16 protein-coding genes are annotated in these 20,715 nt (G+C 72.6%); 12 read left to right on the forward strand and 4 right to left on the reverse strand.

Features of this window, described 5'->3' with window-relative positions; translation table 11 throughout:
• Positions 1 to 104: 104 nt before the first annotated feature.
• The 10 genes from LO931_RS14480 (at position 105) to LO931_RS14520 (ending at position 15,708) form a co-directional block, all read left to right on the forward strand.
• Positions 105 to 1,577, forward strand: coding sequence for an aspartate aminotransferase family protein (locus tag LO931_RS14480; protein WP_229054521.1), 1,473 nt, complete (start codon positions 105 to 107; stop codon positions 1,575 to 1,577).
• Complete coding sequence (locus LO931_RS14485; protein ID WP_229054523.1) at positions 1,574 to 2,872, forward strand: lysine N(6)-hydroxylase/L-ornithine N(5)-oxygenase family protein; 1,299 nt, start codon at positions 1,574 to 1,576, stop codon at positions 2,870 to 2,872. The genes LO931_RS14480 and LO931_RS14485 overlap by 4 nt, the downstream gene beginning before the upstream one ends.
• The gene (locus LO931_RS14490; protein ID WP_229054525.1) at positions 2,869 to 3,444 is read left to right on the forward strand and encodes a GNAT family N-acetyltransferase; all 576 of its coding nucleotides are present in this window, start codon (positions 2,869 to 2,871) and stop codon (positions 3,442 to 3,444) included. The genes LO931_RS14485 and LO931_RS14490 overlap by 4 nt, the downstream gene beginning before the upstream one ends.
• Positions 3,431 to 5,233 (forward strand): IucA/IucC family siderophore biosynthesis protein, encoded by a 1,803-nt coding sequence (locus LO931_RS14495; RefSeq protein ID WP_229054527.1) that lies wholly within the window; start codon positions 3,431 to 3,433, stop codon positions 5,231 to 5,233. Before LO931_RS14490 ends, LO931_RS14495 begins: the two co-directional genes overlap by 14 nt.
• Entirely contained in the window at positions 5,230 to 7,275 is a 2,046-nt protein-coding gene (locus LO931_RS14500) for a penicillin acylase family protein (protein ID WP_229054529.1), read from the forward strand. Before LO931_RS14495 ends, LO931_RS14500 begins: the two co-directional genes overlap by 4 nt.
• Positions 7,272 to 7,799: a GNAT family N-acetyltransferase gene (locus LO931_RS14505; RefSeq protein WP_229054531.1), complete on the forward strand. Its 528-nt coding sequence runs from the start codon at positions 7,272 to 7,274 to the stop codon at positions 7,797 to 7,799. The genes LO931_RS14500 and LO931_RS14505 overlap by 4 nt, the downstream gene beginning before the upstream one ends.
• Before the next feature lie 88 nt (positions 7,800 to 7,887).
• A complete protein-coding gene (locus tag LO931_RS14510) occupies positions 7,888 to 11,232 on the forward strand; it encodes a putative Ig domain-containing protein (protein ID WP_229054533.1) in 3,345 nt (1,114 codons plus the stop codon).
• A gap of 109 nt (positions 11,233 to 11,341) precedes the next feature.
• Complete coding sequence (locus LO931_RS14515) at positions 11,342 to 14,752, forward strand: putative Ig domain-containing protein (RefSeq protein WP_229054535.1); 3,411 nt, start codon at positions 11,342 to 11,344, stop codon at positions 14,750 to 14,752.
• A gap of 84 nt (positions 14,753 to 14,836) precedes the next feature.
• Positions 14,837 to 14,968: a hypothetical protein gene (locus LO931_RS17560; protein ID WP_255657949.1), complete on the forward strand. Its 132-nt coding sequence runs from the start codon at positions 14,837 to 14,839 to the stop codon at positions 14,966 to 14,968.
• A gap of 56 nt (positions 14,969 to 15,024) precedes the next feature.
• On the forward strand, positions 15,025 to 15,708 hold the full coding sequence (locus tag LO931_RS14520; RefSeq protein WP_229054537.1) for a metal-dependent transcriptional regulator: 684 nt from the start codon (positions 15,025 to 15,027) through the stop codon (positions 15,706 to 15,708).
• Positions 15,709 to 15,744: 36 nt separating this feature from the next.
• Here LO931_RS14520 and LO931_RS14525 read toward each other — a convergent pair whose 3' ends face one another.
• Positions 15,745 to 16,575: a hypothetical protein gene (locus tag LO931_RS14525; protein ID WP_229054539.1), complete on the reverse strand. Its 831-nt coding sequence runs from the start codon at positions 16,573 to 16,575 to the stop codon at positions 15,745 to 15,747.
• Positions 16,576 to 16,638: 63 nt separating this feature from the next.
• Here LO931_RS14525 and rraA point away from each other — a divergent pair, with 63 nt between their 5' ends.
• Positions 16,639 to 17,112, forward strand: a complete 474-nt coding sequence (rraA, locus tag LO931_RS14530; RefSeq protein ID WP_229054540.1) for a ribonuclease E activity regulator RraA — start codon at positions 16,639 to 16,641, stop codon at positions 17,110 to 17,112.
• Positions 17,113 to 17,127: 15 nt separating this feature from the next.
• Here the strand turns inward: rraA and LO931_RS14535 are convergent, their stop codons facing one another.
• Entirely contained in the window at positions 17,128 to 18,591 is a 1,464-nt protein-coding gene (locus LO931_RS14535) for an MFS transporter (RefSeq protein WP_229054542.1), read from the reverse strand.
• A 109-nt stretch (positions 18,592 to 18,700) separates the two neighbouring features.
• Here LO931_RS14535 and LO931_RS14540 point away from each other — a divergent pair, with 109 nt between their 5' ends.
• The gene (locus LO931_RS14540; protein WP_229054544.1) at positions 18,701 to 19,417 is read left to right on the forward strand and encodes a TetR/AcrR family transcriptional regulator; all 717 of its coding nucleotides are present in this window, start codon (positions 18,701 to 18,703) and stop codon (positions 19,415 to 19,417) included.
• Between the two features lie 2 nt (positions 19,418 to 19,419).
• Here the strand turns inward: LO931_RS14540 and LO931_RS14545 are convergent, their stop codons facing one another.
• The gene (locus tag LO931_RS14545; protein WP_229054546.1) at positions 19,420 to 19,890 is read right to left on the reverse strand and encodes a hypothetical protein; all 471 of its coding nucleotides are present in this window, start codon (positions 19,888 to 19,890) and stop codon (positions 19,420 to 19,422) included.
• A 43-nt stretch (positions 19,891 to 19,933) separates the two neighbouring features.
• Positions 19,934 to 20,683, reverse strand: coding sequence for an MBL fold metallo-hydrolase (locus tag LO931_RS14550; RefSeq protein WP_229054547.1), 750 nt, complete (start codon positions 20,681 to 20,683; stop codon positions 19,934 to 19,936).
• Positions 20,684 to 20,715: the final 32 nt, after the last annotated feature.

Below are 20,715 nucleotides of genomic sequence, written 5' to 3' on the forward strand. Positions count from 1 at the left end.
GGCCCCGAGCCTACGTCGGTCCACAGTGTGACCCACGTCCTTGCACGCAGGCGGGGAAGGTCTAGGTTAGGCAAGGCTTTCCAACTGACCCGAAAGGACCAGGCGTGCGCTCCTCGGACCACCTGCTCACGATCGACTCGATCGACGAGTACGCCGCGACCCTGCATCGCGGTGTCGACCACCTCGCGCGCCACCTGGCGGGCCTCGAACGCCCCTTCTCCGGCGTCACCCCGGCCGGCTCCGCCGCCAAGGTCGGGCCGGTCGACCTCGACGGCCCGACGCTCGACGCCGGCGCCGCGCTGGCCGAGCTCAGCGAGGTCTACCTCGACGACGCCGTGTACTTCCACGACCCGCGGTATGCGGCCCACCTCAACTGCCCCGTCGCCGTGCCCGCGCTGCTCGCCGAGCTCTTCGTCTCCGGCGTGAACTCCTCGCTCGACACCTGGGACCAGAGCGCCGGCGGCACCCTGATCGAACGCAAGCTGGTCGACTGGACCTGCCGTCGCATCGGCTTCGGCGCCGAGTCCGACGGCATCTTCACCAGCGGCGGCACGCAGTCGAACCTCCAGGCGCTGCTGCTCGCGCGGGGCCAGGCGTGCCTCCAGGAGGACGACCCCACTGCGCCGCTCTCGGAGACCCTGGCGCGCCTGCGCGTGTTCGCGACCGCCGAGAGCCACTTCAGCGTGCAGAAGGCGGCCAGCGTCATGGGCCTCGGAGCGGAGGCCGTGGTCCTCGTGCCGACCGACCACCTGCACCGCATGGACCCGTTCGCCCTGGCAGAGGCGATCGCGCACGCGCAGGGCCACGGGCTGATTCCGATGGCCGTCGTGGCGACCGCCGGCACGACCGACCTCGGGGCGATCGACCCGGTCGACCGCATCGCCGATGTCTGCAAGGCCCACCAGACCTGGCTGCACGTCGACGCGGCATTCGGCGGCGGCCTCCTGGCCTCGACCCGGCGGCGCCACCTGCTGGCCGGCATCGAGCACGCGGACTCGGTCACGATCGACTTCCACAAGACCTGGTTCCAGCCGGTCAGCTCCAGCGCCGTCCTGGTGCGCGACGCCGAGACGATGCGGCACGTCACGTGGCACGCCGACTACCTCAACCCGAAGGCGGCGCAGCTGCCGAACCAGGTCGACAAGAGCATGCAGACGACGCGGCGCTTCGACGCGCTGAAGCTCTGGATGACGTTGCGCATGACCGGCGCCGACGCGATCGGCGACATGTTCGACACGACCATCGACCTCGCCCGCGAGCTGTTCTGGGTGCTGACCGACGAGGAATGGGCGGCCGACTTCGAGGTCGCGATGCAGCCGACCCTCTCGACCGTCGTGTTCCGCTTCCGGCCGGTCGAGGTGGCTCCCGACGCGGCCTCCGCGCTGAACACCCGCATCCGGCGCGAGCTGTTCGCGGGCGGCGAGGGCATCGTCGCCTCCACGACGTTCCACGGCGAGACCTGGCTCAAGCTCACGCTCCTCAACCCCACCGCCACGGTCGGCGGCCTGTGCGACCTGCTGGACCTGGTGCGCACGACCGGACACCGCATCCTCGACGGAAGCGAGGTGGCCCGATGAACGCCACCCACGACCTCCTTGGCATCGGCGTCGGGCCGTTCAACCTCGGTCTCGCCGCGCTGGCCGAGCCGCTCGACGACCTCGACGCGGTCTTCCTGGAGTCGCGCGACCAGTTCGAGTGGCACCCGGGAATGGTGCTCGAGGACGCCACGCTGCAGGTGCCGTTCATGGCCGACCTCGTCACGATGGCCGACCCCACCTCGCGCTTCTCGTACCTGAACTTCCTCAAGCAGGTCGGCCGCCTCTACCCCTTCTACATCCGCGAGAGCTTCTACCCGCTGCGCTCGGAGTTCGTCGAGTACGGCCGGTGGGTCGCCGACCAGCTCGACGGGGTGCACTTCGGTCGTCACGTCGAGTCGGTCACGCACGACGGCGACGAGTACGTCGTGCGCGCCCGGGTCGGCAGCGAGACGCAGACGTACCGCGCCCGCCGCCTCGTGCTGGGCACCGGCACCACTCCGTACGTGCCCGAGGTCGCCGCCGAGCACGTCGCCGGCGCGGCTCCGGCGCTGCACTCCTCCGCCTACCTCGAGCACAAGGCTGCGCTGCTGGAGCACGAGGACGTCACGATCATCGGCAGCGGCCAGAGCGCCGCGGAGATCTACCTCGACCTGCTGACGTCCGGCGGCCCCCGGGTCACCTGGATCACGCGCTCGCCCCGCTTCTTCCCGATGGAGTACACCAAGCTCACGCTCGAGATGACCTCGCCGGAGTACACGGCGTACTTCCAGGGCCTGCCGGAGGTCACCCGCGAGACCCTGCTGCGTGAGCAGCGCGGCCTCTACAAGGGCATCAGCGGCGACCTCGTCGACACGATCTACGACACGCTCTACCGCCTGCGCGCCCAGGGTCGGGCCGACACCCGGCTGCTGACCGCCACCGAGCTCACCGACCTCACCTGGGACAGCGACGCGTTCTCGCTGCGGCTGCGCCACACCGAGACGGGCGAGGCCTTCGGCTCCGGTGCCGGCGCGGTCGTGCTGTCGACGGGCTACCGCTCCGTCGTGCCGGCGTTCCTCGACGGCGTCCGCGACCGCATCCGCTGGGACGAGCGGGGCCGCTACGACGCCACCGCCGACTACCAGGTGGGCGTCGAGCCGGGCGAGATCTGGGTCCAGAACGGTGAGGAGCACACGCACGGCTTCGTCGCGCCCGACCTCGGCATGGGCGCCTTCCGCAGCTCGGTCATCCTCGCCTCGATGCTGGGCCGCGAGGTCTACCCGGTCGAGTCCCGCATCGCGGTCCAGGAGTTCGGGACCCCGTCCTGGGCGCGTCTGAGGGAGAGCGCCCGATGAGCCGCGTCGGCGACATCGGCTTCGAGCCGCTCGACCTCGACCGGCACCTCGAGCTGCTGCACGCGTGGGTCACGCACCCGCGCTCGGTCTACTGGGAGATGCAGGACGCGACGCCGGACGACGTGCGGGCGGAGTACGCGAGGATCGCCGCCGATCCCCACCACCACGCGCTGCTGGGCACGGTCGACGGCCGGCCGGCGTTCCTGATGGAGCACTACGACCCCGCCCACTCCGAGCTCGCGGGCCACCTGGTGCACAGCGACGGCTACGTGGGCATGCACGTGCTCGTCGCACCCCGGGAGGACGACGCCGAACCGGTTCCGGGGTTCACCGACGCCGTGTTCGCGGCCGTGATGCACCGGCTGTTCGACGATCCCCCCGTGACCCGCGTCGTGGTCGAGCCCGACGCCCGCAACGAGGCGATCCGGGCCAAGAACGTGGCGGCGGGCTTCGTCGAGCTGGGCGAGATCGACCTGCCCACCAAGACCGCGATGCTCAGCACCTGCAGCCGGGAGGCGTTCGCCCACAGCCGCCTCGGTGCCGTCCGGGGAGGTGCCCATGTCTCCGTCTGAGACCCTCGCGCCCACGATCGACCCGGCCGCGGCTCACCTGACGCCGGAGCACATGGAGGCGGCCCACCGTCACCTCGTCGCGAAGATCCTGGCCGAGCTCACGCACGAGCGGGTGCTCGTCCCGAGCGCCGTGCCCGACCGCGTCGACACCTGGAGCGTGGAGGCCGAGGGAGGCGCCCGCTACACGTTCGTCGCCCGCGTGCACCAGCTCGAGCACTGGAGTGTCGACCCCGCCAGCATCCGCCGGACGGTCGACGGCGAGCCGGCCGAGGTCGACGCCCTCGAGGCCGTCGTCGACCTCGCCGACGCCCTCGGCATCCCCGACGCGCTGCTGCCCGTCTACCTCGAGGAGGTCGCCTCGACCCTGCAGTCGGCGGCGTGGAAGCGGGCCCACCACCGGCTCTCGGCCGACGACCTCGTCCACGCCGACCTCCCGACCATCGAGGCGGCGATGACCGAGGGCCACCCGGCCTTCATCGCCAACAACGGCCGCATCGGCTTCTCGCTGGACGACTTCGCCGCCTACGCGCCGGAGGCGGGAGCTCCCGTGCGCCTGCAGTGGACGGCGGTGCGCCGCAGCCTCGCGCACCTCTCGGTCGGCGAGGGTTGGACCGAGGAGCTTCTCTGGTCGCACGAGCTCGACGACGACCTGGTGGCCGAGTGGCGCGAGCTCCTCCGCGGCCTCGGCGAGGACCCCGACGACTACCTGTTCGCGCCGGCGCACCCGTGGCAGTGGCAGCACAAGCTCGCCATCACGTTCGCCCCGGACGTCGCCCGCCGCGACATCGTGCCGCTCGGCCCGGGCCGCGACGACCACCGCGCGCAGCAGTCGATCCGCACGTTCCTCAACGCCTCCGACCCGGGCCGCCACTACGTCAAGACGGCGCTCTCGATCCAGAACATGGGGTTCCTGCGGGGGCTCTCGCCGCGGTACATGCGTCCGACGCCGGCCATCAACGACTGGGTGGCCGACCGCGTGCGGACCGACCCGGAGCTGCAGGCCTGCGGGTTCGACGTGCTCCGCGAGGTCGCCGCCATCGGCTACACGGGCGGCGCCTACCAGCGGCTGCCGCAGCCCTCCGCCCACCAGAAGATGTTCGCCGCGCTCTGGCGCGAGAGCGCGACGTCGCGCCTGGCCGAGGGGGAGCGGGCCGCCACGATGGCCTCGCTCCTGCACCGCGACACCGCCGGCCGCAGCATGGTCGCCGCGCTGGTCGAGGCGTCGGGCATCGGGGCGCGTGCCTGGCTCGCCCAGTACCTCCGGGCCTACCTGCGTCCGCTCGTGCACTGCCTTGCGCGGCACCGGCTGGCGTTCATGCCGCACGGCGAGAACCTCATCCTCGTGCTCCGCGACCACGTGCCCGTGCGCGTGCTGATGAAGGACGTCGGCGAGGAGGTCGCCGTCTTCGACGGCGTGGACGTGCCGGAGGACATCGCCCGCATCCAGGTCGACGTCGAGCCCGACCTGCAGGTGCTCTCGATCCTGACCGACGCCGTCGACGGCGTCCTGCGCTTCCTCGCCGCGATCTGCGCGGACGACGGCCTGGTGTCCGACGACGAGTTCTGGGGACTGGCGCGCGCCGTGCTCGAGGACCACGCGGCCGACCACCCGGAGCTCGCCGAGCGACTGGCCGACCTCGACGTGCAACGGCCCCGGTTCGCCCACTCCTGCCTCAACCGGCTGCAGCTGCGCAACACCCTGCAGATGGTCGACCTGGCCGACCAGGCGTCCTCGCTCATCATGGCCGGCGAGCTCGCGAACCCGCTGGCGCCGCCGGGTCGGACGTGACGATCGACCGCGACGCTCATGGCGTCCCGATCATCCGCGGCGCCTCGCTCCTGGAGGTGGCGCGGGAGCAGGGCCGGTCAGTGGCGCGTGACCGTGGCTGGCAGATCGAGCTCGAGCGCCTGCGCGGCGAGGGCCGTACGGCCGAGCTGCTCGGCGAGGCCGGCGTCGCGTGGGACGTCTTCGCGCGCAGGTCGATGCTCGAGGAGGTCGCGAAGCACGCCTACCGCGGGCTGGACGCCCCGAGCCGAGCCTTCGTCGACGCGTTCGTCGCAGGAGTCAACGGCGGCCTCACGACCGCGCCCGTGCCCGAGGAGCTGCAGCGCCTCGGCGCCCGCCCGGGGGAGTGGCAGCCGTGGACGCCCCTGGCGGTCTTCCTCGTGCAGCACGTGCTCTTCGCGACCTTCCCGACGAAGTGGTGGCGCGAGAGCCTGGCAGCGCGGGCCGGCGAGGAGGCCGTCGCCGTGCTCGACCTCGAGGGTCCGGTCTGGTCCGGATCGAACGCGTGGGCCGTCGGGGGTGCTCGTACCGCCTCGGGCCTCCCGCTCGTGGCCGGTGACCCCCATCGTCTGATCGAGGCGCCGGGCGTCTACCAGCAGGTGCGGCTCGTGGGCCCCGGCTTCGACGTCGTCGGACTGACGTTCCCGGGTGTGCCCGGCGTGCAGCACTTCGCGCACACGGGACACGTGGCCTGGGGCATCACCAACGCGATGGCCGACTACCAGGACCTGTACGTCGAGCGGCTGCGTCGCGACGAGGCCGGTGTCATGGGGGAGGGCGTCATGGCCGAGGGCCCCGACGGCTGGTACGACGCCGACACCTCCACCACGCGGGTGCTCGTGCGTGACGGCGCGCCCGTCGACGTCGAGATCGTCGTGACGCGCAGCGGGCCGATCGTGCACGGCGGGCCGGGGGAGCGGTCGTACTCGTTGCGCACCCCGTCGTTCGCCCTGCGCGACCTCGGGTTCTCGGCCCTGGTCCCGCTGCTGCAGGCTCGCACCGTCGACGACGTCGAGGCGGCGTTCGCCGGCTGGGTCGAGCCGGTCAACGACGTGCTGGTCGCCGACACCACCGGTGCCGTGCGCCACCTCACCATCGGTCGCGTGCCCGTGCGGGCGGAGGCGAACCGCCAGCGGCCCGTCCCGGCGTGGGAGGCAGGTCACGAGTGGACGGGCTGGGTCGCGACGATGCCGCGCCACGACGTGGCACCCGAGGCCACCGTCGTGACCGCCAACGAGCGCCGCGGTCCCGGCCCCTGGCTCGGGGTCGAGTTCGCCCCGCCGCACCGTGCCCGACGCATCGCCGAGCTGCTCGACGAGGCCGGGACGATCGACGCCGCCACGTGCGCCCGCATCCAGACCGACACCTTCCTGCCGACGGCCTGTCGCCTGCAGAAGCTCGTGGCCGACCTCTCCTCGCTCAGCCCCGGCGCGGGTCGGTGGCGCGACGTCATCACCGCCTGGGACGGCCACATGGACGCCGACAGCACCGGTGCCGGCGCGTTCGCGGCCTGGCGGGCCGAGCTCGTGCACCGCATCGCCGAGGCGGAGGTGCTGAGCGGGCTCTCCGGAACGCCGCACGTCGGCCCGCTGTTCGAGCCGTGGTTCCTCGTCGCGACGCGGGTCATGACGAGCCTCGACGCGATCGTCGCCGACGAGGGGCGTGCGCTCGGGGTCGACCTCGCCGAGCTCGCGCGGGCGTCGCTCGAGGTGGTCGGGGAGTCCGAGCCGCCGACGTGGGGGAGCCGGCACACGCTCTGGCCCCTCACCGCGACCGACGATCCACCGCCCCGAACGGTCGGGCTGTCCGGCGACTTCGACTGCGTCCTGTCGACCACGGCGGCGCCGACGCTCGGCGACCTCTGCTTCCGCGGACCCGTGGCCCGCTACGTCTGGGACCTCGCCGACCGGTCCGCCGGCGGGTGGGTCGTCCCGCTCGGCGCCAGCGGCCGCAGCGACAGCGAGCACGCGCTCGACCAGCTCGACGCCTGGGCGCAGGGCCGCCTGATCGACCTCCCCGTGACCGACGAAGGGCCCGACCGATGACCCCAGCACCCACCCTGAGCGTCCGGCCGATCGAGCCGCTCGCGGACGCACCGCTCATCCACTCCTGGGTCACGGAGGACCGCGGGAGCTTCTGGATGATGAGCGAGTACACGCTCGACGAGGTCGTCGACGTCTACACGTGGCTCGACCGGCAGCCCACCCACACGGCGTCGTTCGTCTGCGCCGACGGCGAGCCGGCCGCGATCGTGCAGACCTATCGGGTCGACGCCGAGGTCGAGCCGATCTCGGCGCTGTTCGACCACCGGCCGGGCGACCTGGGCATTCACTTCTTCGTCGCCGGCGGCGACGAGCGCCGGCCCGGTTGGACGATGCAGCTCGTCGCGGCCGGTGCGCTGGCCGTCCTCGCGGACCGGTCGGTCCGGCGCCTCGTGCTCGACCCGGACGTCGGCAACGCGCCCGCGATCGCGATCGCCGAGCGCGTCGGTGCGGTGCGCGGCCCCGTGGTCGACCTCGGCCACAAGACCGCACAGGTCCTGACGCTCGACGCCGACCTCCTGCGGTGACCACCCCGGCGTAGTCACGACGGATGGTTTCCGTCTCGCGCACGTCTGCTCGGCGCGCTGTTCACCCGGTCGCGTGCGACGATCACGCGTGCGTATTCTCGGGTCGACCCGGTCCCCGTTCCACCTGTTCCTCGCGACGCTGCTCGCCGCCGTCTCGCTGTCGGTGCTCGCGGCACCGGCCCAGGCGGCTCCGACGCTCACGTCGGTCCAGGTGGGTGCCAGCCCCAACGGCGGAGCGCTCTCGCCGGACGGTTCGACGTTCTACACGACGAACTACGACAGCAATACTGTCTCCGCGGTCAACACGACGACGAAGACCGTGAGCGCCACCTTCGCAACGGGTAGCGGGCCGGCCGCCGCCGTCGTGTCGCCCGACGGCAGCCGTCTGTACGTCAGCAACTACAAGGGGAACTCGGTCCGGGTCATCGACACCGCGACGGGCAACGCGCTCGTGACGATCCCGGTCCAGTTCAACCCGCTGGGCATCGACGTCTCGGCGGACGGATCGCGGGTCTACGTCGCGAACTACAGCAGTGGCTCCGTGTCGGTGATCGACACCGCGACGAGCACCGTGGTCTCGAACGTCACCGTGGGCTCCGGGCCCCGCGAGGTCGCCTTCTCACCCGACGGAGCGACCGTGTACGCGTCGGTGAGCGACGTGGACCGAGTGGCGAGGATCTCGACCACCACGAACACCGTGACGTCGACCATTTCCCTGCCGGTGTCGTCGGGCCCGTGGGACGTCGTGCCGTCGGCGGACGGCACACGCCTCTACGTGACCGGTTACGCGTCGAGCTCCGTCTACGTCGTGGCGACGGCAACCGGAGTCGTCACCGCGACCGTCGGGGTCGGGGCAGGGCCTCGGGTGGCCGCGCTGTCGCCCGACGGCTCCCGCCTCTACACCGCCAATGGGTCGTCCAGCTCGATCACCGAGGTCTCGACGACGACGTCGTCGTTGGTGTCGACCATCACCGGCGTGTCGGGCGCATGGACCGTCGAGGCGGCACCGTCGGGCTCCCAGCTCTACGCGACGGCCTACGACGGCGACGCCGCGGTGATCATCGACCTCGCCGCGCTGGCTCCCGCCACCCAGACCGTCACCGCCACGGTGGGTCAGGCCATCACTCCGACCACCGCCTACACGCCGACCGGTCTGGTCGGAACTGTGTCGTACACGGTCTCGCCCGCGCTGCCGTCCGGTCTGAGCCTCAGCTCGACCACCGGTGTCATCAGCGGCACGCCGACCGTCGCCCAGGCGGCGACCACCTACGCGGTCACCGGTACCGGCTCCACGTCGGGCACGGCCACAGCCAGCGTCTCGATCTCGGTCGCCGCCACCGTGACGCCGGCGAGCCAGTCGGTCTCCGGCACGGCCGGCCAGCCCATCGCCGCCACCAGCGCCCTGACGCCGACCGGCCTGGTCGGCACGGTCTCCTACGCGGTCTCCCCGGCCCTCCCTGCGGGTCTGAGCCTCGACACCACGACGGGTGTCGTCAGCGGCGCCCCGACGACGGCGCAGGACTCGGCGACCTACACGATCACCGCCGCCGGCTCCACGTCCGGATCGGTCACGGCCACGGTCGCTGTCGAGGTCGCCGCGGCGATCACCCCCACGACGCAGTCGGTCTCGGGCCAGGCTGGTGAGGCGATCACGCCGACCACCGCCCTGACGCCGGTGGGCTTCCCGACCGCCCCGACCTACACCGTCTCGCCGGCGCTGCCGGCTGGCCTCTCGCTCGACCCCGACACGGGCGTCGTCAGCGGCACCCCGGAGGCCTCGCAGCTCGCCCAGACCTACACGATCACCGGCACGGGCGGCGGCTTCACGGCCACGACCGAGCTCGTCGTCGCCGTCTCGGCGCTCTCGCCCGCGACGCAGACCGTCACGGGTACGCAGGGTGAGGCAATCACCCCGACCGAGGCGTACACGGCGTCCGACTTCGTCGGCGCGGTCACGTACACGTCCGACCCGCTGCCGGCCGGCCTGTCGCTGGACTCCGACACGGGCGTCATCAGCGGCACGCCGACCGGCGGCGCGCAGACGGCGACGGACTACGTGGTCACCGCCACGGGTGCGACCTCCGGCTCCGCGAGGGCGACCGTGACGATCTCGGTCGCCCCGGTGCTGTCCGGCGCGACGACGAGCGTGCAGGGCACCGTCGGTGAGGAGATCACGCCGACCACGGCGCCGTCGACCGACGGCTTCCCCGGTACGGTCACGTACTCGATCGACCCGGCGCTGCCGGACGGCCTGTCCCTGGATCCCGACACGGGTGTCATCAGCGGCACGCCGACCGCGGCGCTCGCCTCGACGGACTTCACGCTGACCGCCACCGACGGTGACTTCAGCGAGACCGCGACCGTCACGATCCAGGTCGCCGGGCTCACCCCCGCGACCCAGACCGTCACGGCGACGCACGGCACGGCGATCACCGCGACCGACGCCTTCACGGCGGTCGGGTTCACCGGCGCCGTGTCCTACGTCGTCGACGCCCCGCTGCCGGACGGGCTCACGCTCGATGCGGCCACGGGCGTCATCAGCGGAACCCCGACCGGTGCGGCGCAGGCCGCCACGACCTACACGGTGACCGGATCCGGTGAGACTGCCGGAACGGCATCGGCCACGGTCGAGATCTCGGTCGCCGCGGTCGCGCCCGGTGCCGCCACCTCGGTCGTCGCGACGCCGGGTGCCAACCAGGCGATCATCGGCTGGGACGCCCCGACCGACGACGGCGGCGACGGCCCGATCACCTACACCGTCACCTCCGCCCCAGGCGGCCTGACGTGCACCACGACCGGCACCTCCTGCCTGATCACGGGTCTGGCGCCGGGCGAGACGACCTTCTCGGTCGTCGCGACGACGCCGTCCGGCTCGTCGGTGCCGGCGGTCTCGGCCCCGGTGACGATCGTCGGCACGGTGGCACCCGAGACGGTGCCGTCGGACACGGCCGGCCTGGACGTCGAGCTCACGAACGCGGCCGGTGACCCGGTCACGACCGTGAAGGCGGGCCAGCAGGTCACCGCGACGGCGACGGGCTTCTACCCCGGCTCGCTGGTCGAGATCCACGTGTACTCGGTGCCGGAGCCGCTGGGCGTCGCCCAGGCCGACGCGACGGGCACGGCGGTCCTGCCGGTCTCCTTCCCGTCCAACGCGGCCGTCGTGCCTGGCGTGCACACGCTGGTCGCCTCCGGCTTCACGCCGGCCGGGGTCACGGGTCACGCCACGTCGAACCTGACGGTCGTCGCCGACGCCGTGCCGCCCACGCCGGGCGTCACGACGCCGGCCGGCGGATCGGTCGCGCTGCCGGACGGCACGCTGCCGGCCACGGGTGCTCCCGAGCTGCCCTCGACGTGGACGGGCCTGCGCCTGATCCTGCTGGGCGCCCTGGCGCTGGCGATGGCCGCGCACCTGCGTCGCCGCGAGCAGTTCTGACCGCCTCGCCGCGGGACCTTCGGCAGAGCGCGTAGTCACGAAGGATGGTTTGTCGTCGGGGTGCACCGCTCGAGCGAGCGGTGCACCCCGCGGCGTGTGAAGATCACGCGTGACGTATCTCGGGAACACCCCCTCATCTGCCCGTCCGGTCCGGACGGGACGGGGCCACCGGCTCCACCTCCTGCTCGCCACGCTGCTCGCGGCGGTCTCGCTCTCGGTGCTCTCCGCGCCGGCCCAGGCCGCACCGACGGTGACGTCGATCGACGTGGCCGCCTTCGCGACGACGGGCTCGCTGTCGCCTGACGGCTCCAAGCTCTACGTCGCGACCTGGACCAACGCGGACATCGCGGTCGTGAACACGGCCACCATGACCCTCGCCGCCCGCTACCCCCTCGGCGAGGGGAGCCGCGCGGCGGACGTCGTCGTCTCGCCCGACGGCACCAAGCTCTACGTGGCGGCCCGCGAGGGTGGCCGGGTGCTGGTGATGAACGCCGCCACCGGTGCGGTGACCTCGACGATCCCGGTGGGCGCCCAGCCCACGGCCCTCAAGCTCTCCGCCGACGGATCGCGTCTCTACGTCTCGAACGTCGCGGGGACGCCGGCCTCGGTCTCCGTGATCGACACCGCCACCAACACGGTCGTCGCCACGGTGCCGACACCGGGCGGCGCCTACCAGCTGGCCCTCTCGTCCGACGGCACGAAGCTCTACGTGCCGAGCCTGACCGGCGCCGTGGTGCGGGTCCTCTCGACCGCGACCAACACCATCACCTCCACCCTGGCGCTGCCCACCGGCACCCGGCCGTGGGGCGTGGCCCCGACCGCGGACGGCGCCACGCTGTACGTGGCGGACTTCAACAACACCGGCCTTGCGGTCGCCAGCCGTGTCTATGCCGTGAACCCGACGACAGGAGCCGTCCTCGCGACGATCCCGGTCGGTGCGGGTCCGCGGCACGTGGCGCTCTCGCGCGACGGGACTCGCCTGGCCGTGGCCAACAGTGAGGGCACCGCCTCGATCGTCACGACGGCGAACAACACCGTGCAGACGACGGTCGCCACGGGCGAGGGCCCGTGGGGCGCCATCGCCTCGGCCTCGAGCTCGACGTTCTTCGTCGTCCACTTCGGCGACGGCCTCGTCTCGAAGGTCGTGATCGACTCCCTGGCGCCCGCGACCCAGACCGTCACGGGCACGGCGGGCACGGCCATCACTCCCACCACCGCGTACACCCCCGACGGTCTCGCCGGAACGACGTCGTACGCCGTGGCGCCGGCGCTGCCGACCGGTCTGACGCTGAACAGCGCCACCGGCGTGGTCAGCGGCACCCCGACCACGGCGCAGGCCGCCGCGACCTACACCGTCACCGGCACGGGCTCGCTCGCCGGCACGGCGACCGCCACGATCTCGATCGCCGTCGCCGCGACCGTCACCCCCGCCTCGCAGTCGATCGCCGGCACGGCAGGCCAGGCCGTCACGCCGACGCAGGCGCTGACCGCGACCGTCGCCGGTACTCCGACCTACTCCGTCTCGCCGGCGCTCCCGGCCGGCCTGAGCCTGAACACCGCGACGGGTGTCGTCAGCGGCACGCCGACCACGGCGCAGGCCTCCACGACCCACACGATCACGGCCACGGGCTCGACCTTCGGCACCGCGACGGCCACCGTGGCGGTCTCGGTCGCTGCGGCGATCACCCCGGCGACGCAGTCGGTCTCGGGCCAGGCGGGTGCGGCGATCACGCCGACCACCGCGCTGACGCCGGTGGGCTTCCCGAGCACCCCGACCTACGCGATCTCGCCGGCGCTGCCGACGGGCCTGAGCCTCAACACGACGACGGGTGTCGTGAGCGGCACACCGACCGCGTCGCAGCTGGCGCAGACCTACACGATCACCGGGACGGGTGGCGGATTCACGGCCACCTCGTCCGTGACGATCGCGGTGTCGGCGCTGACGCCCGCGACCCAGACGGTCACGGCGACGCAGGGTGAGGCCATCACGCCGACCTCGACCCTGACCGGCTCGGGCTTCGTCGGCGCGATCACCTACACGTCCGACCCGCTGCCCGCCGGGCTCGCGCTGGACCCCGACACGGGTGTCATCAGCGGAACGCCGACGGGTGGCGCCCAGGCGGCCACGAGCTACACGATCACCGGTACCGGCGCCACGTCCGGCTCGGCGAAGGTCTCGGTGTCGATCTCGGTGGCCCCGGTGCTGTCGGGCGCGACGACGAGCGTGCAGGGCACGGTCGGCGAGCCGATCACGCCGACCACGGCGCCGTCGACCGACGGGTTCCCGGGCACGGTCACCTACTCGGTCAGCCCGGCGCTGCCGGACGGTCTGAGCCTCGACGAGGACACGGGCGTCATCAGCGGGACGCCCACCGTGGCCCTCGCGGCCACGGACTTCACGCTGACCGCCACCGACGGTGACTTCAGCGAGACCGGCACCGTCACGATCCAGGTCGCCGGTCTCACCCCCGCGACCCAGACCGTCACGGGGACGCACGGCACGGCGATCACCCCGACCACGGCCCTGACGGCCACTGGCTTCACTGGCGCCGTGACGTACGTCGTGGACGCCCCGCTGCCCGCGGGTCTGAGCCTCGATGCGTCGACGGGCGTCGTCAGCGGCACGCCGACGGGTGCGGCCCAGGCAGCGACGACCTACACGGTCACCGGGTCCGGCGCCACGGCCGGCACCGCCTCGGCGACGATCTCGATCTCGGTCGCTGCCGTCGCTCCGGGTGCTCCGGCCGCGGCCGCGGCCACGCCGGGTGCGAACCAGGCGATCGTGAGCTGGACCGCGCCGACCGACGACGGTGGCTCGGGCCCGATCACCTACACGGTGACCGCCGGCGCGGGTGGCCCGACGTGCACGACGACGGGGACGACCTGCCTGATCACGGGCATCGCCCCGGGTTCCACCACGTTCTCGGTGGTCGCGACGACGCCGGCCGGCTCGTCGTCGGCAGCCACCTCCGCGGCCGTCACGGTCGTGGGCACCGTGGCCCCGCCGACGGTCCCGGCCGCGACGGCCGGTCTGGGCGTCGGCCTCACCGACGCCGCGGGCAACCCGGTCACGAACGTCGTGGCCGGGCAGCAGGTCACCGCCACGGCGACCGGCTTCTACCCTGGCTCGCTGGTCGAGATCCACGTGTACTCCGTGCCGGAGCCCCTGGGTGTCGCCCAGGCGAACGCCGCCGGCACCGCAGTGCTGCCCGTGACCTTCCCGAGCAACGCGGCCGTGCTGCCGGGCGCGCACTCGCTGGTGGCCTCCGGCTTCACGCCGGCGGGCGCGACGGGTCACGCGGTCTCGGCGATCTCGGTCACGGCGGACGCGGTTCCGGTCACGCCGACGGTCCCCGGGGCGGCGACCCCGGCCGGCGGATCGGTGGCCCTCCCGGACGGCACGCTGCCGGCCACGGGAGCCCCGGAGCTGCCCTCGACGTGGACCGGTCTACGCCTGATCCTGCTGGGCGCCCTGGCGCTGGCGATGGCCGCGCACCTGCGTCGCCGCGAGCAGATCTGACCGCCCCACCCCGGAGAGTTCGGTGCACCGAACTCTCAGGGGTTGGTGTGGCGGAGGCTTGAAGATCGGTGTACCGTCGATCTCATGGTAGACCTGTCCTGGAGGCTCGACGCGGCGACGACGCCTCGCCAGCAGCTGCAGCGCGGTCTCGCCCGCACGGCCGTGTTCATCGCGCTGTTCTGCGCGGTGCCGGGCGTCGCCGCCCTCATCGACTGAGCGTCGCCGCCCTCATCGACTGAGGGCCACGGCGCTGCTGTCCTAGACTCCGGGGCATGACGGTCACGTCGGTCGAGGACCTCACGCCCAGCGTGCAGAACTACCTGAAGGCGATGTGGAGCCTGCAGGAGTGGACGACCGAGCCCCTCACCGCGAGTCGCATCGCCGAGCGGGTCGACCTGCGCACCTCCACGGTCTCGGGCGCGCTCGTGAAGATGACCGAGCAGGGTCTCATCGCGCACGACCCGTACGGTGCCGTCGAGCTGACGCCGTCCGGCCGCACGCTCGCCCTCGCGATGGTGCGCCGTCACCGGCTCATCGAGACGTTCCTCGTGCAGGTGCTGCACTACACGTGGGACCAGGTCGACGACGAGGCGGAAAGCCTCGAGCACGCGGTCTCGGACTTCATGGTCGACCGCATCGACGAGGTGCTCGGCCGGCCCACGCGTGACCCGCACGGTGACCCGATTCCCAGCGCCGACGGCGTCATCACGATGCCTGACGCGGTGCGGCTCACGGGGGTCGAAGCGGGTTCGACGGTGCTCGTCGAGCGCATCTCGGACCGCGACCCCGGTCTGCTGCAGCACCTGGAGTCGGCCGGTGTCCTGCCCGGTGCGCGTCTGGCGATCGGTGAGGGCGAGCCGTACTCGGGCGCGATCGAGGTGCGGGTCGGCGACGGTGCCGCGGTCAACCTCGGCCCCGCCGCGACGGACGCGGTGTTCGTGACCGTGCTGGACTGACCGCTCCGGTGGTGGCGGACACCTCAGCCCAGGGACCTACGGGCGGGGGACGCCGGTGGGGTTGGGGTAGGCGACGGCGCCGGACTCCTCGACCGCGCGGGCGATCGGCAGCAGGTCGTTGGTGAGGGCGTAGGCGCGAGCCGTCGCCTCCTGGTCGAGGCCGGCGCCGCAGGAGCGGTCGGTCGCGTCCTCGAGCCGGGCGCGGGCGATGCGGCCCGTGTCGGTGGCCTCGGTGCCGGTGGCCCAGCCGAACTGCTGGAGACGGTCGAAGGCCGCCGACCACTCGTCCTCGGTCCACCCGCGGAACTCCCGCTGGTTGGCGGGCACGATGCCCGTGGCCACGGCCAGCGCGTTCGCCGAGGCGCCGCCGAGCCCGGCCGCGGTCAGCACCGCCACGTGGCAGTCGCCGCGGTACTCGCGCAGCACCGTCACCGCGTTCCAGAGCCGCTCGACCGGGTCCTCGGGAATCGGCAGCGACGCGTGTGCTGCAGCGAGCGGGCGCCCGGCGAGGTCGAGCTGCTCGACGAGCCGCTGGGTCGCATCGGCCGTGCGGGTGACGTCCTGGTCGCCGATCGCCTCGACCACGCGGTCGCGGGCGATCCCGAGCCGCACCCGCAGCACCTCCTCGCGATCGGCCATGGCCCACGCGTCGGGGAGGGCGCGGGCGATCATCGCCGGCGCGAAGCCGTGGAACAGCGCCGTGACGACCTCCGGCCCGGGCGTGCCGAGCGCTGCCGACCGCGATGCGGCGTACCCCATCCAGAACCCCTTGAGCCCGATCGCCTCGTACCGCTGCTTCGCGTACGGCGCGAAGTACACGACGTCGTGGATGGCCTCGATGCTCCGCCAGAACTCGCGCGTGGTCATGGTCCGAACCTACGGGGTGGGCCGTGCGGGTGCCGTCTTGTCTCCTTCTGTGAGGCTGTCGCCATGACCTCGTTCACGACTCCTGACCTGTCCGACGAGCTGGGCGACGCCGCGCGCGTCGTCGCCTCCGGCTTCCTCGACTTCGGCGGACGGGAGGTGTTCGACGGTCGGGTCCGCACGGTGCGGTGCCTCGAGGACAACTCCCGGGTCAAGGAGCTGCTCGCGACGCCCGGTGAGGGAGCCGTGCTCGTGGTCGACGGCGCCGGGTCACTGACCGTCGCCCTGCTGGGCGACATGATCGCCGAGGGCGCCGTCGAGCAGGGCTGGGCGGGTGTCGTGATCGCGGGCGCGGTGCGCGACGTGGAGATCCTGCGCACCCTCGACATCGGGGTCCGGGCGCTCGGATCGATCCCACGTCGCTCGGACCGTCAGGGTCGCGGCGAGGTCGACGTGCCGGTGACGATCGGTGGCATCCGCATCGAGCCCGGCGACCACCTCTACGCCGACGCGACGGGCATCCTGGTCACGACCCCCTGACACCTGGGGCCCAGCTCAGGGGTGCTCCTCGACCGAGCGGGAGTCGGTGAGGGTCAGGGCACCCCAGCCGACCACGACCCCCACCACCACCGCCAGGGCGCCGAAGAGCACGCGCTCGCCGTGGAAGAACGACGCGACCAGGTCGCTGCTCCACGCCCCGGCGGGCAGGTGGGTCGTGACCAGCACCGCGATGAGGGTGCCGACGACGGCCGTGCCGACGCTGGTGCCGACCTCCTGCGCGGTGTCGTTGAGGGCGGTGCCCATCGACGTCCGGTTGGCGGGCATCGCGTCGACCAGCGCGACGGCGCAGATCGTCATGACGGTGCGCAGGCCGATCGTCATCACGACCATCGAGGCGGCGATGGCGAGGTAGCCGTGCTCGACGCCCCACGCCATCCCCACGAGGGAGGCCGACAGGAGGCCGGCGCCGATCAGGCAGGCGATGCGGTGGCCGTACCGCTTGGCCAGCGACTCCGAGAGCGGTGACGCCAGGATCATCGTCGCGATGAGCGGCAGGTTGGCCAGGCCGGCGCGGACGGGGCTCCACCCGTAGGCGTACTGGAAGTGCAGGATCAGGCCGAACATCACGCCGGCCATGGCGATCGACGTGCCGATCTGGGCGATCGAGGCACCGCGGACGGTGCCGCTGCGGAACAGGGTGAGGTCGAGCATCGGCGACGGCGTGCGGCGCTCGTGCCACACGAACGCGACCAGCGCGGCACCCGCGCCGACGACGGTCAGCAGCGTCGTGGTGGCGAACCAGCCGTGCTCGACGGCGTTGGTGAGGGTGTAGCAGGCCAGGCCGATCGCGGCGATGCTGAGGAGCGCGCCGGGCAGGTCGAGCCGGTCGTCGGTGAGGTCCTCGCGGCGGTCGGGGGCGACGCCCTTCCACACGCCGATGCCGGCGATCAGCGCGATCGGCGCGTTGACCACGAGCAGCCACTCCCAGCTGACGTGCGCGAGGGCGGTGCCGCCGAGCAGTGGGCCGAGCACGAAGCCCGACAGGCCGACGGTGATCATCAGCGTCATGGCGCGCATGCGCAGCGCCTGGTCCTCGAAGAGCCGGAAGACCAGCGAGTTCGTGATGGGGGCCATCGCCGCGGCGCAGATGCCCAGTCCGGCGCGCAGGGCGATGAGCTCTCCGGCGGTCGAGACGAGCACGACGAGCAGGCTCAGCACGCCGAACGCGGCGAGGCCGACCAGCAGGACCCGCCGGCGTCCCAGCCGGTCGGCGGTCGCGCCGGCGGTGAGCAGCAGGCCGCCGAACGTCAGGGAGTAGGCGCCGGTGATCCACTGCAGCGTCGTGGTCTCGCAGCCGAGGTCGCGGCCGATCGTCGGCAGCGCGATCGTCAGCAGCGTGTTGTCGACCATCTCGACGAAGAAGGCCAGGCAGAGGGCGGCGAGCGGGATCCACGCCGCGCGCAGTGACGGGTAGGTGCGGGTGGGGGTGGGCGTCGTGGTGGCGTGGGGGGTGGTCATCGCGACCGCCTCCTCTCGGGACTGTATCGAACGGCGTTCGACTCTCGAACGCCGTTCGATAACATAGAACGTTGTTCGATGATGTGCAAGGTGTGATGGGATGTGAGCCATGGCACCGCCCGAAAGACGCCCCGCGACCCGCCGCCGAGGTGGCCGTCCGCGCGCCTCGCACTCGATGGACGCGGTGCTGACCGAGGCCGTCGCCCTGCTCGACGAGGCGGGCGAGCCGGCCCTCACCTTCCGCGCCCTGGCCGAGCGGCTCGGGGGAGGTGTCGCCAGCATCTACTGGTACGTCGCGAGCAAGGACGAGCTGCTCGACCGGGCCACCGACCACGTGCTCGAGGGCGTGCTGGCCGACATCGAGCGGCTCGCCCGCACCGACGACCCGATCGCCGACCTCCGGGCCGTCGCGCTCACGCTGTTCGACGCGATCGTCGACCGCCCGTGGCTCGGCACGTACTTCATGCGCAGCACGGGGCTCCAGCCCTGGTCGTTGAAGATGTACGACCGGCTCGGACAGGAGGTGCTGCGGCTGGGCGTCCTCACGCCGCTCCAGCAGTTCCACGCCGTCTCGGCGGTGATCGGCTTCGTCGTGGGCACCGCGGCCGACCTGGGCCAGGAGCCGCCACGCGAGGTCGTCGAGGGGAAGGTCGGACGCGACGAGTACCTCGAGCGCTACGCCGACCAGTGGCGCGCGCTCGATCCGGCCGAGTACCCCTTCGTCACGCACATCGTCGAGGAGTTCTCCGGCCACGACGACGCCGTCCAGTTCCGCGCCGGGCTCGACCTGCTGCTCGCCGGCCTGCGCCTCCAAGCAGGTCTCTGACGTCAGGCCTCGGGGTCTACGGGTTCCTGGCGGTCCCGTGATCGACGTCTGAGGGCGAACGCCGCCGAGAGTGCACAGATCGCTCCGACCGCGGTCAGCAGGACGACGCCGGTGACGACGGCCGCCGTCTCCGTCCTCGGCGCGCCTCGGCCCTGGCCGACCATCTCGGACGGCGCCACGAGACACATGGCGCCGAGGAGGGCGATGAACACCAGGGTCAGCACCAGGGTGGCCGACACGGCTCTGAGCGAGCTGGTCCACTCGAGCACCACCGCGCCGAACGTGAGGAGCAGGGCGGTCATGACGACCATCAGGGTGGGCGCCGCCAGGTTGACGACCAGCCGGCTCGACTCGGCCCACAGCGGTTCGCCCGTGGTGGCCCAGCGTCCGGCGACCGCGATCGGCAGCAGCGCGCCGCAGACGAGGAACGCCCACCCGGTCGCCCGGTCGCTCAGGGACGGTCCGTCGCTCATGGGACCACTTTTTCACGGCCAGGTGGACGCTCGAGCGGCGGCGTCAGCCCGGGTACGCTCGCTCGTCGTGGGCGTTGACGACCGTGACGTCCGGGTCGGCGTGCAGGGTGGCGAGGGCCGCGTGATTGCCCTTGAGCCGCTTCGGGATGCGGACCACGGTCTTCTCGAACGCGCGCAGGATCCCGATCTTCGCCAGCGTCGGGTCGTAGTGGCTCGCGTCGAACACGGCGTCGCCCGCGTGCACGACCAGGCCTGACTCTCCCTCGACCGTCACGGCCGCGTGGCCCCGGGTGTGGCCGATCATCGGGACCAGGCTGATGCCGTCGAGCACCTCGATCGCCGACAGCCCGTGCCGCCACGGGTCGCCCTCGCCGGGGTGGGCTTGCACGACCGGTGAACCGCCCAGGTGCGCCTGGCGATAGCGCGACTTCTCGATGCCCTTGATGTCAGTCGTCGCGGCCGACCACTCGGCAGCGGTCGTGTGCCACGTGGCCTGTGGGAAGTCGAGCGCCCCGCCGACGTGGTCGAAGTCGAGGTGCGTCAGCACGACGTGGGCCACGTCGGCCGCGTCGAACCCGGCCGCCTCGACGGCGTCGATCGCCGTGACGCCCTGCTGGGGCCGCAGCAGGTGCCGGGCCGGGCCGAGCCGCTTCGGGTCGGCCAGGTCGGCGCGACCCAGGCCGCTGTCGACGAGCGTCAGCCCCTCCGGGTGCTCCACGAGGAGGACGTGACAGATGACTGCAGGACCCAGCGGCGGCGACATGCGCCCCGCGACGAGATGGTGGACGCGCATGCCGCGAGACTAGGCCCGACGGCGTCGTGGCA

Origin of the sequence: Aeromicrobium sp. Leaf350 (genome assembly GCF_916858655.1) — a bacterium.
Lineage (GTDB): Bacteria > Actinomycetota > Actinomycetes > Propionibacteriales > Nocardioidaceae > Aeromicrobium.